Source organism: Roseicyclus mahoneyensis (assembly GCF_003148775.1).
GTDB lineage: Bacteria > Pseudomonadota > Alphaproteobacteria > Rhodobacterales > Rhodobacteraceae > Roseicyclus > Roseicyclus mahoneyensis.
Window position 1 is genome coordinate 126795 of record NZ_QGGW01000001.1, and the last position, 14756, is coordinate 141550.

A 14756-nucleotide genomic window follows, 5' to 3' on the forward strand; every position below is an offset into this window, starting at 1 on the left:
CAGGGCGGGGCGCTTTTTCGCCCGCGCCTCAACCGTAGCGCGCCAGCATCGCCTTGAGATCGTCAAGCGTGTTGGCCTCGGCCACGGGCTTGTCGCGCCGCCAGCGGGCCATGCGGGGAAAGCGCAGGGCGACGCCGGATTTGTGACGGGGGCTGGCCTGGATGCCTTCGAAGGCGATCTCGAACACATGTTCGGGCCGGACGCCGCGCACCGGGCCGAAGCGTTCGGTGGTGTTCTTGCGGACCCAGGCGGTGATCTCGCGGAACTCGGCGTCGGTCAGGCCGGAATAGGCCTTGGTGAAGGGCACGAGCCTGTCGCCGTCGCGGACCGCGAAGGTGAAATCGGTGTAGAGCGTGGCCCGCCGCCCCGATCCCGCCTGCGCATAGATCATCACCGCGTCGATGGTCAGCGGGTCGAGCTTCCATTTCCACCAATCGCCCTTGCGGCGGCCCGCGCGGTAGGGGGCGGCGAGGCGTTTGAGCATCAGCCCCTCGGCCCCGATGTCGCGGGCCTGCGCGCGGGCTGTCGCAAGGCCCGCCCAATCTTGTGCGGCGACCAGAGGCGACAGGCGCAGGGGCAGGGTGGGCGGCAGGCCGTCCAGCGCTGCGGCCAGCGTGGCGCGACGCTCGGACAGGGGGCGGGCGCGGATGTCGTTGCCCTGCCATTCCAGCAGGTCATAGGCCATCACGATCACCGGCGCCTCGGTCAGCAGCTTTTTCGGCACGGACTTGCGCCCGATCCGGGGCTGCAGGCTGGAAAAGCCCAGCGGGCGGTCCGCAGCATGGTCCCAGGCGAGAACCTCGCCGTCGATCACGGTGCCTTGGGGCAGGAAATCGGTCAGCGGGGCAAGCTCGGGAAACCGCTCGGTCATCAGGTCTTCGCCGCGCGACCACAGGTGGCGGGTGCCGGCGCGCAAGATCAACTGGCCGCGGATGCCGTCCCATTTGTGCTCGGCCAGCCAGTCGGCGACGGGGCCAAGCGTGTCGGGGGCGTCTTCCAGCTGGTAGGCGAGGCTGAAGGGATAGGGGCGCGACAGGTCGGCGGTGGGGTCGGGCGCCTCGATCAGGCTGGCCCATGAGACGCGCTCGGGCGTCCAGTCTCCCATCAGGCGGTGGATCAGGTCGGCCTCCGCGATGCCGGTGGCTTGCGCCAGTGCCCGCGTGGTCAGTTTCGCGCTCACGCCCATGCGCCAGCCGCCGGTGATCAGCTTGTTGAAGACGAAGCGTTCGGTCGGCTCCAGCCCATCCCACGCCGACAGGACAAAGGATTTGCGCGCCGCCTCGTCGGCGGTGTCGAGCGCGCGCAGCGCGGTGATCCAGCCGGTGAGCGAGCGCTCGATCCGGTCGGTCGGCTGTGGCAAGACAAGGGCGATGGTTTCCGACAGGTCGCCCACGACGGGATAGCAGGCCTCGAACAGCCACAGCGGGATGTCCGCGCGTTCGGCGGCCCATTCGCGCAGCCGGGTCGTCGTGATGACCCGCCGCGGGCGGCGGCCTGACAAAAGCGCCACGGTCCAGAGCCGGTCATCCTCGGGCGCGGTTCGGAAATACTCGGCCAAGGCCGCGGTCTTGACGCTGGTCCGGGTGGTCTGGTCGAGCGCGGTGAAGAGGGCGGCGAAATCCTTCATGCCGCCCAAGCTAGGCCCGTTGGCTCAGAACGCAACGATGCCCGAGACCGGAAGGTGATCAGAGGGGCGCAATTGACGTATGTCCTGATCGTCGGCCTCTTCATTTTGCGCCTCCCATGCAGGGCGGTCGACGGCGCAGCTGCCGGGGCGGAACAAGACGCCCGCCCGGCCTGTCGCCAGCCCGTCCGAGATCAGCATGTGGTCGATCAGTTCCTCGGTCAGTTCGCCATCCGCAAGCGGGTTGTGGAACCGCGTGGTGGCCGAGGTCGCCAGAACATCGTCGCTCATCGCGTGGCGCATGCGCGTCTGGGGCGAAAGGATGGTGCCGAGCAGCTGGTCGATGATGTTGTGAAGCAGGAATTCACCCTCCAACAGGTCGGCGGCAGGCCCGTCGTTCAGATCGCCCAGAACCAAGATGGCGTGATCGGAGCCTTCCGCGTCGATCTGCGCCTCGATATGGCGACGCAGGAGCGCGATCTCGGCCGAAAGCTTCTGGCGCACGTTGAGCGCATCGAGCACGGCGGCGGTCTCGCGCCTTTCCCATTGCTGTCGGGTGCGCAGTTTCGAGAATTTCGACTTGGTGTGGAGCGAGATCAGCTCCAGCCGCGGCGCGTCGGGGTCGGCGGCGTCGGGCGTCAGCATCAGGCGCACGGGCTGGCGGTGGTAGCGCTGCAGCTTGCGCGCCTCTGCCGCGACAAGGCCCCATGGATACCACGGGCCGCCGGACCAGCGCAGGGTCGTCGCACGGTCCTTGGGGTCATCTGCGGTATGGTCGAGCGGCAGGCCCTTTCGGATCAGGACATGGTTGGTCTGCCACTGGCTGTTGGCCGTCACGACACCGAAGCGTCCGCCAAGGTGGCGGTCGACAAAGGCCTCCATCTGGTCGCGGCGCGGCGGCCCTTCTTGCACGCACAAGATATCGGGGTCGATGGCATCGATCACGCCTGTGATCCGGGCAATCAGGGCGGGCATGTCGGGCACGGGCTCTAGGGTGATGTCGCCCAAGCGCCGGCCGGGGAAGGCGTCGGGGATGGTGCCGTCCCAATCGGCCCAGCGGCCCCCGAAGACCGAGACCATCCATTCGATGTTGAAGGTGGTGATGCGGATATCCATGCAGGGACGGTAGCATGGCCGCGTGTCGGGCGCGTGTCAGGAAATCCTTGCCTTCAGGAAGGCGCCGAGGTCAGCCAGCGCGCGGTCGGCGGCGGGGGCGCGGCCCGCATGAAGATGCCAGACATGGGGCAGGCCGGGCCAGAGCGTCAGGTCCGCCACGTCCATCCTGTCGGCCAGTCGGCGCGCCTCGTCTGCCAGTGCCTCCTCGGCGCCGACGTGGATAAGGGCAGGGGGCAGGCCGGTCAGGTCGCCGCACAGGGGTGAGATGGTCGGATCGGCGGGGTCGATGTTCGGCAGATAGGCCCGCTTGATGCGCCGGGCCCAGGCGGGCGGGATCAGCACCTCGCCCGGTGCGGCGGCGAAGCGGGCGGCGATGTCGCCGGTGAGATCCGCGGCGGGCGCGATCAGGGCAAGCGCGCGCGGCTGCGGCAGGCCCGTGTCGCGGGCGTGTTGCGCCACGAGCAGCGCAAGATTGCCGCCCGCGCTGTCGCCCGCAAGCGCGGCCGGGGGCGTGTCCCTGTCGATCAGTCGGGCATATGCGGCGATGGCGTCGGCGCGCGCGGCGGGGGCGGGGTGTTCGGGGGCAAGCCGGTAGGCGGGGATGCAGGCGCGCATCCCGGCATGGGCGGCAAGGTGGCCGGCCAGCGCCGCATGGGTGCGCGGGCTGCCGATGGTGAAGCCGCCGCCATGCAGATACATCAGCACGGGCGCGTCGGGGGACACGCCCCGCGGCGTCAGCCAAAGCGCGCCGTGGCGGTCGCGGGTCATGGTGAGTCCCGCGGGCAGCGCGCTGCCCATGCGGGCGGAAAAGGCGAAGAGGGCGCGCAGGACGCGCTGCGAGGCGACGGCGGCCAGCACCGGACGGTCGATCCAGCGCGCAATGATGCGCCAGAAGCGATCAGTTGCGGTCAGGTCTGTCATCCGGTGGTCTCTCCCTCGGGTGTCTCGTCAAGCGTTTCGCCCCCGAATTCGGTCCGCACAATGCCCGCATCATACCCCTGCGACACAAGCCATTGCGCGAATTGCGCGGTGTAGCCATGTGTGACGAAGATCCTCTCGGCCCCGGTTGCGGCGATTGCGCTGTTCAACCCTGCCCAGTCGGCATGATCCGACACGACAAAGCCCCGGTCGGCCGCCCGTCTGCGGCGCACGCCACGCAGCTGCATCCAGCCCGAGGCGAAGCCGGTGGAGACCGGGCCGAAGGCCCGCATCCACGCCGATCCCAGCGCCGAGGGCGGCGCCAGCACCATCGCGCCACGATGCGCCTTGCGGTCGAGATCGGCCGTCACCTGAACCGTGGGCGGCAGCGCGATGCCCTGCGCGCGCAGGACCGCGTTCGTCGCTTCGACCGCGCCATGGGTCAAGATCGGGCCGATGGCGGGGTCGAGCAGACGCAAGACACGCTGCGCCTTGCCCAAGGCGTAGACGCCAAGCACGGGGGTCTGGCCCTTGGCGCGGGTCTCGGCCCACCAGCTGTTGATCTGAGCGGCAAGCGCGGTCTCGGTGGGCCAGCGGTAGATCGGCAGGCCAAAGGTGCATTCCGAGATGAAGGCGTGGCAGCGCACCGGCTCATAGGGTTCCGAAAGACCGTCGGGCGTGGTCTTGTAATCGCCCGACACGACCCAGACCTCGCCGCCGACCTCGACCCGGATCTGGGCCGAGCCCGGCACATGGCCTGCGGGGTGAAAGCTGATTGTGGCATCGCCGATGCGGGTGCGCTCACCGTAGCGGATGGTCTGGAGCGTGATGTCGCCCAGCCGGTGGCGGATCACCGGGCTTGCTGCCTCGGTCGCAAGATAGCGGCGGTGTCCCCAGCGGGCATGATCGGAATGGCCATGGGTGATCAGCGCCCGGTCGACCGGTTTCCAGGGATCGATATAGGCGTCGGCGGCCGGGCAGTAGATGCCGGCCTCGGTGAAGGTCAGGACCATGGCCGCAAGGTAGGCTTTCGCGGGGGCGGTGCAAGATGGGGCTCTGCCCCCGTCGCCCGTTCCGGGCGCCGCCCCCGGGATATTTTCGAAACAGAGAAGGGTCAGATTCTGCGGGCCACGAGAAAGCGCGATGGCGGGCGGCGGGGCAGGTCGGCGCGGGCCTCGATCGTGAAGCCTGCCGTGATGATGCGGCGTTCGAGCGCTGCGGGCGAGACGAAGCGGAGCGGCGGGGCCTTGCCGAACAGGCCAAGCGCGCGGACGAGCGGCCACAGCGCCAGCCAAGGCCCGCCGAGGCAGGGGGTTTTCGTGATAAGGAGCCCGCCGGGTTTGAGGAGGGAATGGGCCTCGGACAGGGCGGCGGGCAGGTCGGGCAAAAGGTGCAGAAGGTTGTAGGCGAGGATCGCATCGAAGGGGCCTTGGGGCAGGCTGCCGTCACCGGGGCGGGCCTGAAGGGGCTGCAGGCCGGGGATGTCCGCGCCGCGTTCAGAGGCGATAGCGATCATTTCCGCCGCGTCATCGGTGGCGATGTAGCGCGCCGTGTGGGGCGCAAGCCGCAGCGCGGTGGAGCCGGTCCCGCAGCCAAGCTCAAGCACATGGGCCGAGGGCGGCAGGTGGGCGCGGGTGCGTGCCAGCGTCTCCTCCCAAGCTTGCGGGTTGCGCATGGGCATGGCGGCGTAACGGCGGGCGACGCGGTTCCAGAAGGCGGCTTGGGGGGTCTCGACAGTCATGGGTCTTGGTTGCCCGGCCGCAGTCGTGGCGCAAGGGGCGGTGGTGACGCGGGGGTCAGCCGAGGTCGCGGCGCGCAAGGGCCGCGCGGTCGATCTTGGAGGCATGGCGGCGGTCCATGGGCATGCGTCGGATGGCTGTGACGCGGACAATGCCGAGGGCGCGGGCGCGGGCCTGCCAGTCTTGCAGGTGGGACGCCGTCCCCTCGATCACGAGGCAGGGCGAGCCCTTGCCCGGCATCAGCGCCGCCTGCCGCACGCCGGGCCATGTGCGGGCCGCGACCTCCACGGCGAAGGGGTGGAGGGTGGCGGCGTCGGTGCGCACCTCGGCGCCCGCGCGGCCCAGGAGCCAGAGGCGACCCGCCCCGTCGAGGCGCCCGGCGTCGCCGGTGCGGTGCCAGATGCGCCCGTCTTCGCGGATCTTGTTTTCGGCGTCATGGGCGGGGTCCAGATAGCCGGCGTTCACATGCGCGCCCGCGACGAGGATCTCGCCGTGTTGCAGCCGAAGGTCTATGCCGGGGACGGGGTGGCCTGCCAAGAGGCCCGCGCCCGCATCCATCGCGGCCCGGTCGCGGGCGGTGATGGCGGCGGCCTCGAGATGGGCGATGGGTTCGGCCTCGGTCGAGCCGTAGACGCAGGCGATGCGCAGGCCGGGGCGGTTTGACCACAGCCGGTCGAGGAGGTCGGGAAAGACCGGGCCGCCGCCGGTGAAGACGGTGTGCAGCATGGGCGTCGCGGGCGCGCGGGCGAGCGTCTCGCACAGCGCGGGCGGCAGCAGCGCGCGGGTGACGTTTTGCGTGGCGATCCGGGCGGCGAGGCGGTCGGGGGATAGATGGGCAAGCCGCGACATCTTCCAGTCGGGCAGGACGGAGGTGCGGCCGCTGGCGATGTTGATGAGGACAAAGACCGGGAAGGCTGTGAGGTCGCGTTCCTCGGTGGCGCTGTCGAGCAGCGGGGCGATGGCGTGGTGCTGGGCCGCAAGAAAGGCATGGCTGCGCGGGATCGCCTTGGGCGCGCCCGTCGTGCCCGATGTGAAGGAGATGAGCGCGATGTCATCGGGTCCGGGCAGGGGTCTGCCCAGGTTTGCGCCACCGCCGGTCGAGGGGCGCAGGTGGATCATCGGCCAAAGCGCGGGTAGGGCAAGCTGCAGCAGGCCGTAAGCCCCGGCGCTGCAAAAAGCGCGGGGGCGGGTGGTGCGGGCGGCGTGGATGAGGCCGCGCAGGCCCATCGCGGGTTCGGGCAGCACAACCGTGGCGCCGAGTGACCAGACGGCGGCGAGCGCGGCGTAGAGATCCGCACCGACGGGCATGGCGAGCAGCACCCGGTCGCCCGGCGCGATGCCGCGCGCGGCCCAACTGCTTACGAAGGCGTGGCTGCGCGTTTGCAAATCCGCAAAGCTGATGGCGTTGCCAGACGCCTCGACCAATGCCGTGCGGTCGGGGTGGCGCGCGACCGCGGCGGCGAAGTCGCGGAGCAGGTCAGACATCGAGCTTGAGGCCCAGAAGCTCGTAGCGGCGAAAGACCGTTGCGCCTTCCATGCGGCTGCGTTCGGCGGAACGGTTGGCGTCGTGGATGAGCGCGTGGATCACCGTCTGAAAGCCCAGAGCGCGGGCCGCGCTGTGGCAGGCGTGGACAAGGTGGCGGCCCGCGCCCGGTATGAGGCTGGCGTAGGTCTTGAGGATGATGGTCTTGGTCTCCAGCCCTTCGGCGTAGTTCGGGATGGCGAAGAGATACCCCGCAAGCGACCCGTCCGGGCGGCGGGCGAAAAAGATGAGATCGGGGCGCATCATCGGCATGACCGGGCGATACATGGCGAGGAAGTCGTCTTCGGTGATCGGCGTGTAGAAGGCATTGGCGGCGAAGGCCCCGGTCGAGAGGGCAAAGACCTCGCGGATGAGCGCCTCGGGGTTCGCGCCGTCCCAAGGCTCGATGGTGATTGCGTCGGTCGCGGGGGGCGGCGTGGGGTCGATGTCGGCGAGCCGCATCCGGGCCGAGAAATAGCGCGCCACGGGGGTGAAACCTGCCGCAGCGAAAATCGCGGGCTCATGGGGGCGGTTGGTCGGTTCCAGCAAAAATGGCGGGGTTCCGTCGGTCTCGCTGACGAAGCGGTAGGCGTGCCATGTGTCGCCTGCCATCGGCCCCAGCACACGGGTTCGGTCCGCGGCGCGGAGGTGGGTAAGCGCCTCTGCCAGCAGGCGGGCCCCGGCCTCGGCGTCGCGGAAGGCGATATTGCCGAGGGTCGCGGCGCGCGCGCCCTCCCAGTCCGGGCCGTCGAGGTGGAGAGTGAGCGATGCGCCCTCGGTCCTGAAGGTCTCGTGGGTCAACCTGCACCTCCGGCAGAGACAGGCACGCCCGTGCCGTTCCAGACGAGAACGGCGTAAAGGGCGAGCGGCGGGATCAACGACAGGGTGGTCAGTTTCAGCACCCGGTCCTGCGCGAAAGCGGCGGGGGCAAGGGCCGCAGCACCCGCGCCGATTGCAAGGCAGAGCAGCGCCACGGGCCAGAGCGGTTCCGCCCAGAGCGTGCCCGGAGGGTTCAGCGCCGCCGCCCCCTCGCGCAGGCCGAAGAGAAGGGCGGCCACCAGTGGCACGAGGATCAGACGCCCCTGCAGGGCCAACGTCGCCAGCCCCATGGAAAGACCCATCGCCGTCAGCCCGTAGAAGGCCACGGCATTCCAGCCTGTGGCAATCCCCAATGCCAGCCAGCCGAAGCTGAAAAGGCCGAGTGCGGCCACGATGTCGAGATCGCCATAGTCATCCGCACCTCGGTTGCGCAGGCTGGCCCAAGTATGTGCGATCAGGACGGTCGCGGGGAGCAGAGCGTTCTGCGCCTCGGTCACGGCGAGGATCAGGAACATCGCCACCACATGCACCCGCGCGGAATGGCGCGTCAGGCCGAAACGTGGCCCCAGCGCGCGAAAGCCCACAAGGGTGACGAAGAACAGCGCCGCCAGCGTGAGCAGGTCGAACAGGCTGCTCTTGGCATGGATGGCCAAAAAGACCAGCAGGCCCAGCGGCAGGAACAGGTTGTCGAAGCCGCGCCAGCTTTGCGCCTCGACCAGCGCGCCAAAGGCGGCGACCATGAGGGCCAGCGTGAGGATATTGGCGGGCGGAAGGCCCGACAGGAACATCAGGCAGACCAGCGCGATCAGCAGCGTGACGGTGAAGAAGACCACCGTGCCCTCGACGCTTTTCTGGCCCGCCTCCACGGCAAAACGCTTGCGGCCATAGGTGGTGCCCGCCAGCGCCGCAGCCGCATCGGCCAGCGTCAGGACCGCGATGGGCAGGATGTAGAGGAGCGGGTCTCCGTTCGACAAAAAGAAGCAGAGCCCGACCGCCGTGGCGAGCAGGAAATCCCCGTAGGACCGCCGCTCGACCGCGTGAAGCGTCTGGCCGAGATTGCCCGAAAGGGCGGGCAGGCGCAGCGCGATCATCGCCACCAGTGTCAGGCCGATCAGCATGTAGACCGGCCAACGGTCGGGAAAGAGCCACGGCAGGATCAGCGAGTAAAGGCCGGTGCCGACATGGATGAGCTTGCGGCTGACCTCGGGTTGGATGTGGCGGCGCTGGCCTGCCATGCGCACCAGCGCCATCAGGCCCAAGAGCACGCCGACCGAGCCGAAGGCGGTGGCGATTTGCAGGGCAGTGCTCAATCCCTGACCTCCTCGACCACGAAGTCGGAGTAGAAGAAGGCCATGTCGCGCGCCTTCAGGTCATCCTCCAGCGCGGTCTGGGTGGTCACGCGCGGCGCAAGGGCCGCAGGCACCCGTCGCGGTGCCATCATGTTCCAGTAGACCAGCCGCGCGCCCGGCGCGCAGGCGGTGAGGATGCTGGCATAGACCTGTTCGAAGACAGGCGGCGACATGTACTCAAAAATGTCCGACAGGTTGAAGCCGTCGGCCATTTCGCCTGTGCCTACAAAGGCCTCGAGCGATCCGGGACGGATGTCGAGCCGGTCGAGCCGGGCGCGGATCGTGTCGTAATGCTCGGGCCGCCACGCCATCGGCAGAGCCGCGCCATGGGTGCCGGTCATGATCCAGTGCAGGTAGGGATTGGCGCTCGGGTCGGTGTCGACGCCCGCGTGGCGCAGGCGGCGGGCCACGTGCTGCGCGGGGCTGCCTGCCACATGGTCGAAGAACGCCTTGTCGCGGCCCATGCGGCCCATGACGAAGCGCGAGAAGAACAGGTTCAACAACATCCGCCAACGCCATGTATCGAAACGGGACTCAAAAAATACGCGGCGGGCTGCGGGCGGGCGGGGGGTAAAGATATCCGCGATGGTGCGGCGGGAATGGACAAGCGGCAAAAGCCTGGTGCGGAAGATGCGGAAGTAGCGTTCAAACTTGCCGACGCCGCCTGCGCCGAACCGGTCGACATCGTCGGCCAGCGCGGCCCAGAAGGCTTGGGTTTCCCCGTCCAGCCCGTCGGTCGCGCGCGCCAGCAGCGCCCTTCGCCGATCCGACGGGCGCGCGCCCATCAGTTCCAGAAATTCGGCGTGGCCAAGGGAGCGAATGGCCCCGATCCTGAGCCACAGGCAGGCGATTTGCGCGGGCGAGAGGTCGACCACAACCACCTTGGCGGGGTCGAGCACCAGCATCGCAAGCGCATTGTCGCCCGCCGAACAGATCGACACCAACGTGCCGCCCGCCTTGTCCCCCAAGGCTGCGGTCAGCACATCGGCGTCTTCCCACAACTGCGCATAGCGGATGTGGTCGAAGGTAGCGCGGGTCTCGATCTCAGAGCGTGCCATGACGTTCCACCTCTCCGGTCGTGCCGTCCACGGTGACGGTTTCACCGTCGCTGATCCAGCCGGTCGCGCCCTTCAGGCCGACAACGCAAGGGATGCCCAACTCGCGCGCGACGATGGCCGAATGGGACAGCAGCGAGCCGCGTTCGACCACGATGGCGGATGCGTTGGAGAACACTGCGATCCACCCCGGATCGGTGTGACGCGCGACAAGGATCTCGCCTGCAGCAAGCGACTGGGTGCGCGGGTCGCGGATGACGCGGGCCTTGGCCGTGACGCGGCCCGCTGAACAGCCGGTCGCCTTTTGGCGGGTGCTGTCGTCGCGGGTGGTCATCGTCTCGGTCCATGAGGGGGCGATGGCGGGGCCGCGCATCTCGATCCGCTCGGGCGGGTCGGGACGGGTGGCGGCCGCATGCGCTTCGGCCTTTCTCAAGGCGATCAGAGACTTGAGGTCTCCCGACAGGCCGAAGCCCTCGACCGCGCCCAGAACCTCCTGCGTGGTCAGGTGAAAGATGTCGCGGGGCGTCTCGATCAGGCCGCGCGCCGCGAACTCGCGGCCAAGCGCCAGAAAGACGCGGCGCGCATGGCCGAAGATGCGGGTGCGTTCGAAGCGCAGGTTCTCGCGGTCGCGCACGCGCGCCTTCGTCCAGCCCATGACGGCGCGGGCGATGGTGCGCTTCAGCGGGTTGGGGAAAAGGGCTGCCCAGTCGGGGGTGATGGCCGCGTGCTGCGCCTGCGCGCCGCGCGCGGCGTGCGCAAGGATGGCCGCGATCAGGCTGGCAGGGTCGTCGCGCAGCGTCAGGCTTTCGAGCTTCAACTCCTCGGTGCAGCGGTCGCCGAACTTCGCAAGATAGCTTTCCACCGCCCGCGCGATCTCGGGGTGCCCCTCCAGCGCCATCAGCCCGCGTTCGGCCAGTGCCGCCTCGATCCTTGCGGCGCGCACCATGCCGCCCAGCTCGGCAATGCGCCGCGCGGGCTCGGCCGACACGATATCGCCCTGACCGATCATCACGTCGTTGTGCAGCGCAAGGCCCCGCTCGCCCAGCCAGCGCGCCATCAGGTTGCGGGATGCGCCAAAGGCGATCATGCACAGGAAATCATTGACGAGCGGCGCATCCCAGCGGTCGAGCAGCGTCGCCTCGATCTTGCGGTATTCAGCCGCCAGCGCGGTGGGGTTCGCGGTCTCGGGGTCGAAACCGCTGTCGAGCGCCGCATTGAGCCGCTCGTAGAACCGCCGCCGCGTGCGGGGCAACAGCACCGCCTGCCAGACCAGACCCGCGCCCGCGCGCGCCAGCCGCAGGTATTCGACGAGCTTGGCCGCGCCCGTCGCCGGCGGTGGGCCGATGCTGTTCGTCACCTCCGACGGCATGGGCGTATCCACGCCCATCATCGTCTCCATATACGCCCGGTTGAGCGAGAAGCCGGGCAAGAGCGCCAGCGCGCGATACCAGTTGACGAGGTTGTAATAGACCCGCCCATCGACCCGCCCCAGCATGTTGCCGAAAACGGCGGAGTTGGCGGCGATGGTCGCCTCAGGAACGCCCAGAAGCGCCACGAAGGCGCGGTAGACGCGGGCGTAGACATGGACGGCGAAAGAATAGGTCAGCGGGCTGACAAGGCCGGGGTAGCTTTCCACGATGTTGGAATTGTCGAAGATGGTCAGGGCGTTGTCGGGGGTGGGCGGCGGCAGTAGCGCCGTGGTGATGGGGCGGGATTGCAAGATGTGAAGGCCCTCGGCGTCGAGCGCCCATTCCACGTCTTGCGGCCTGCCGAATGTCGCCTCGGCGCGCCGGGCAAGGGCGGCGATGGCCAACGCCTCCTCCGCCGTCAGGACGGTGGGTGGGGTGGCGCAGGTGGCGGCGTCGGTGACGGTCCAATCCTCGCCATCCTCCTCGCCCGAGACGAGCCTTTCGCCCAAGCCCGCGATGGCCGAGATCACCACGCGGTCGCGCCGCCCCGACACCGGATCGGCGGAAAAGGCGACACCGGCCGCGCGGGCCGCGATCATGCGTTGCACGATGACGGCGGGCCCTTCGGCGGCACCGCCCGCCTTGAGCGCGCGGTAGGTCGCCACCGTCTCGCCAAAGCCCGAGGCCCAGACGGCGCGGGCGGCCTGTTCCACGCCTTCGGGGGGCACGTTGAGATGCGTGTCGAACTGGCCTGCGTGGCTGTGCTCAACCCCGTCTTCGGCACGCGCGGAACTCCGCACGGCATAGGGGCCGGGGCCGAGGGTGGCGAGCGCGTCGGTCAGACCGGCCACCGGCGCGTCACCCTCGAAGGCTTCGGCGGGGATGACGAAGAAGGCGGGGGGGGCGAAACCGTGGGCCGCCAGATGGGCCAGCGCCGCTGCCTTGCCGCCGACCTGCCCGACCTCGGTGGCTTGGGCTTGCGGGACGATGGGGGACATCAGATCAGCCTCACGATCAGGGGCGCGAAGCCTGCCAGCGCGTAGCAGGCAAAGACCCAGAGGCCCGCCATAGTGTCCATCCGTTTCTGCGCGGCAGGCGTCGGCGCGCGGGCGTAGCTTGCGGCAGAGGCAAGGCAGACCAAGGCCATCGCTCCGCCAAGGGTCAGCGTGATCCAGAAAGCCCCGGTGACGAGAGCAACCCCCATCAAAAGCGCAAAGGAAACCACGACGCAGCCCGACCACACAAGCGCTGCCCACCCCGGACCCCAGAGCGCGGAATAGCTGTCGACGCCCGCGATCTCGGCCTCGGGGGACCAGAGCTTGCGCCCGATCTCCAGCACGCAGCCATTGACGAAGGAAAGCGCAAGGAACAGCACAAGGCCCGGTGCGGGCGTGCCTGATGGCAGCCATTCCATGGCCGTGAGCAACAGGTCGATCAGCGGCATGATCGCCATGTGGCTGACGAGGTAGAGGATGGGGCGCGCCTTGAGCCATGCGGGAAATCCGAATTCCAGCGTCATCGCGGCCAGCCAGACCCAAACCAGTGCCAAGAGCCACAGGACGGGCGGGTGCCACGCCCAAGCGGCGAGCGCCGCCAAGGGCAGCGATGCCGCCCCGAGCGTCAGAACTGCGCGCAGCGAGATCAGCCCGCGCGGGATCGGGCGGTCGGGGCGCAGGCGGCGGTCGTCGTCGAGGTCTTTCCACTCGTCGCAGACCCGCATCTGGAAGAAAAGGAGCAGGGCCACGACAAAGCCCGCCAGAAATGCGCCGGGGCCGGGCAGGGGACGCCCCGCCATCTCTGCCGACACCGCGATGCTGGCGCTTGAGAACACCGCCAGAAGCGGCGCGGTCTTGGCCAGCGGAAAGCGTTCCTTCTGGTAGGTCCAGAGGGTTCGGGGCGTCATCTCAGGCGGGCCAGCGTTTCATGGGCGCGTGTGAAATGCCCCGCAGCGATTGCCGCGACAATGGAGATTTCCCCGCATAGACAGGTTGCCGCCACCACTTCGGCCAGTGCAGCACCATGGCCCGTACCCTTGAGCCCGAGAATGTTCAGCCCCGCCGACTGGCTGGGCAGGCCGGTGCCGCCCCCGACGGAGCCGACAAGGATGTTGGGCATGGTGACGCTGCAAAAAAGGTCATTCCCCCGCGCCTCCATCCGGGTGATGCCCATGGCGCTTTCGGCCACGCAGGCCGCGTCTTGCCCGGTGGCGATGTAGAGTGCCGCAAGGCCATTGGCGAAATGGGCCTGCGCGCCGATCTGGCCTGACAGATGCGCGCCAAGGTTGGCGACCTGCCCGTAATCGAGCATCGCCTGCACGGATGTGCCCAGCGTCTTTTCGACCACCTGCGCCTTGAGCGTGACCGAGGCGGAGACCTTGCGCCCGCGCCCGGTGACGAGGCCCAGAAACGACGCCTTCTTGTCGCCCGAGAAATTGCCTTCGATATACCACGCCTTGAGGGCGACCGGGCAGCCCGCCACGATCGCCTCGCACAGCGCGTTGGTGGCGATGGTGACCATGTTCTGCCCCGCCGCATCGCCCGTGGTGTAGCGGCAGATGAGAAACACCACGTTATTGTCGATCACGGGTTCGAGCGACACCAGCTTGCCATGCCGCGTCGTCTTCTCGGCGGTGGCCTTGAGGGTGTCGACGTGGCTCACCACCCACTCGACGAAGAGGCCCGCATCGAGCAGGTTGTTCAGCACGAAGGCCGGCGTCCGCATAACGCCCTCATACAGGATGGCCGTCGACATGCCGCCCGATTTCGTCGCCGCCAGCGCACCGCGCGCATAGGAGGCGACCAGCGCAGCCTCGGTCGTGGCCAGCGGCACATGATAGTCGCCATGCGCGTTCAACCCGTTGATCCGCAAGGGCCCGATGATGCCCACGGGCAGCTTTACCGTGCCGATGAAGTTCTCGATATTGGCGTCGAAGCGGCCGGGGCTCTCCATGGTGATCGGATCGGCCAGCGCCACGCGATCCTCGGGCGTGGCCGTGCCCATCAGCCTGTCCCAGTAGCGCGCGACCGAGGCTTCGGTCGCTTTGCGCACGGGGCGGAGCGTGGCAAAATCCGCATCTCTGGGCAACATGCGGTCTTGTAGGGGCGCGTTGAGAAAGCGGGCGCGCACACGGCTCAGCATGTCCTTGACATGGGAGGGGATCGTCATGCCTGTCCTCGTTACACGGTCTGTCCACGGACAGACGCCA

The 14756-nt window shown here is 68.7% G+C and carries 12 protein-coding genes; all 12 read right to left on the reverse strand.

Annotated elements, in window-relative coordinates:
• Positions 1–28 precede the first annotated feature (28 nt).
• Positions 29–1627: an ATP-dependent DNA ligase gene (locus C7455_RS00650; protein ID WP_109664130.1), complete on the reverse strand. Its 1599-nt coding sequence runs from the start codon at positions 1625–1627 to the stop codon at positions 29–31.
• 24 nt (positions 1628–1651) lie between these two features.
• The gene (locus C7455_RS00655; protein ID WP_109664133.1) at positions 1652–2740 is read right to left on the reverse strand and encodes an endonuclease/exonuclease/phosphatase family protein; all 1089 of its coding nucleotides are present in this window, start codon (positions 2738–2740) and stop codon (positions 1652–1654) included.
• A 36-nt stretch (positions 2741–2776) separates the two neighbouring features.
• On the reverse strand, positions 2777–3661 hold the full coding sequence (locus C7455_RS00660) for an alpha/beta hydrolase fold domain-containing protein (RefSeq protein ID WP_109664135.1): 885 nt from the start codon (positions 3659–3661) through the stop codon (positions 2777–2779).
• A complete protein-coding gene (locus tag C7455_RS00665; protein WP_109664138.1) occupies positions 3658–4671 on the reverse strand; it encodes a ligase-associated DNA damage response exonuclease in 1014 nt (337 codons plus the stop codon). The genes C7455_RS00660 and C7455_RS00665 overlap by 4 nt, the downstream gene beginning before the upstream one ends.
• Before the next feature lie 101 nt (positions 4672–4772).
• The gene (locus C7455_RS00670; RefSeq protein WP_109664141.1) at positions 4773–5399 is read right to left on the reverse strand and encodes a class I SAM-dependent methyltransferase; all 627 of its coding nucleotides are present in this window, start codon (positions 5397–5399) and stop codon (positions 4773–4775) included.
• 55 nt (positions 5400–5454) lie between these two features.
• Positions 5455–6882 (reverse strand): AMP-binding protein, encoded by a 1428-nt coding sequence (locus C7455_RS00675; protein ID WP_109664144.1) that lies wholly within the window; start codon positions 6880–6882, stop codon positions 5455–5457.
• Entirely contained in the window at positions 6875–7720 is an 846-nt protein-coding gene (locus C7455_RS00680; RefSeq protein WP_109664146.1) for a GNAT family N-acetyltransferase, read from the reverse strand. Before C7455_RS00680 ends, C7455_RS00675 begins: the two co-directional genes overlap by 8 nt.
• Positions 7717–9048: a diacylglycerol/polyprenol kinase family protein gene (locus C7455_RS00685; RefSeq protein WP_109664149.1), complete on the reverse strand. Its 1332-nt coding sequence runs from the start codon at positions 9046–9048 to the stop codon at positions 7717–7719. Before C7455_RS00685 ends, C7455_RS00680 begins: the two co-directional genes overlap by 4 nt.
• Positions 9045–10145 carry a BtaA family protein gene (locus tag C7455_RS00690; protein WP_109664154.1) on the reverse strand — a complete coding sequence of 367 codons (1101 nt, stop codon included), beginning with the start codon at positions 10143–10145 and terminating at the stop codon, positions 9045–9047. The genes C7455_RS00685 and C7455_RS00690 overlap by 4 nt, the downstream gene beginning before the upstream one ends.
• Positions 10132–12549 (reverse strand): PEP/pyruvate-binding domain-containing protein, encoded by a 2418-nt coding sequence (locus tag C7455_RS00695; protein WP_109664156.1) that lies wholly within the window; start codon positions 12547–12549, stop codon positions 10132–10134. The genes C7455_RS00690 and C7455_RS00695 overlap by 14 nt, the downstream gene beginning before the upstream one ends.
• Positions 12549–13454 carry a UbiA family prenyltransferase gene (locus C7455_RS00700; protein WP_109664158.1) on the reverse strand — a complete coding sequence of 302 codons (906 nt, stop codon included), beginning with the start codon at positions 13452–13454 and terminating at the stop codon, positions 12549–12551. The genes C7455_RS00695 and C7455_RS00700 overlap by 1 nt, the downstream gene beginning before the upstream one ends.
• Complete coding sequence (locus C7455_RS00705; protein WP_109664160.1) at positions 13451–14716, reverse strand: hydroxymethylglutaryl-CoA reductase; 1266 nt, start codon at positions 14714–14716, stop codon at positions 13451–13453. Before C7455_RS00705 ends, C7455_RS00700 begins: the two co-directional genes overlap by 4 nt.
• Between the last annotated feature and the right edge of the window lie 40 nt (positions 14717–14756).

Coding starts and splice junctions, on each gene's coding strand:
- C7455_RS00670 (WP_109664141.1), bottom strand. CDS start 5,399: ATGACTGTCGAGACCCCCCAAGCCGCCTTCTGGAACCGCGTCGCCCGC.
- C7455_RS00675 (WP_109664144.1), bottom strand. CDS start 6,882: ATGTCTGACCTGCTCCGCGACTTCGCCGCCGCGGTCGCGCGCCACCCC.
- C7455_RS00660 (WP_109664135.1), bottom strand. CDS start 3,661: ATGACAGACCTGACCGCAACTGATCGCTTCTGGCGCATCATTGCGCGC.
- C7455_RS00665 (WP_109664138.1), bottom strand. CDS start 4,671: ATGGTCCTGACCTTCACCGAGGCCGGCATCTACTGCCCGGCCGCCGAC.
- C7455_RS00700 (WP_109664158.1), bottom strand. CDS start 13,454: ATGACGCCCCGAACCCTCTGGACCTACCAGAAGGAACGCTTTCCGCTG.
- C7455_RS00650 (WP_109664130.1), bottom strand. CDS start 1,627: ATGAAGGATTTCGCCGCCCTCTTCACCGCGCTCGACCAGACCACCCGG.
- C7455_RS00705 (WP_109664160.1), bottom strand. CDS start 14,716: ATGACGATCCCCTCCCATGTCAAGGACATGCTGAGCCGTGTGCGCGCC.
- C7455_RS00655 (WP_109664133.1), bottom strand. CDS start 2,740: ATGGATATCCGCATCACCACCTTCAACATCGAATGGATGGTCTCGGTC.
- C7455_RS00690 (WP_109664154.1), bottom strand. CDS start 10,145: ATGGCACGCTCTGAGATCGAGACCCGCGCTACCTTCGACCACATCCGC.
- C7455_RS00695 (WP_109664156.1), bottom strand. CDS start 12,549: ATGTCCCCCATCGTCCCGCAAGCCCAAGCCACCGAGGTCGGGCAGGTC.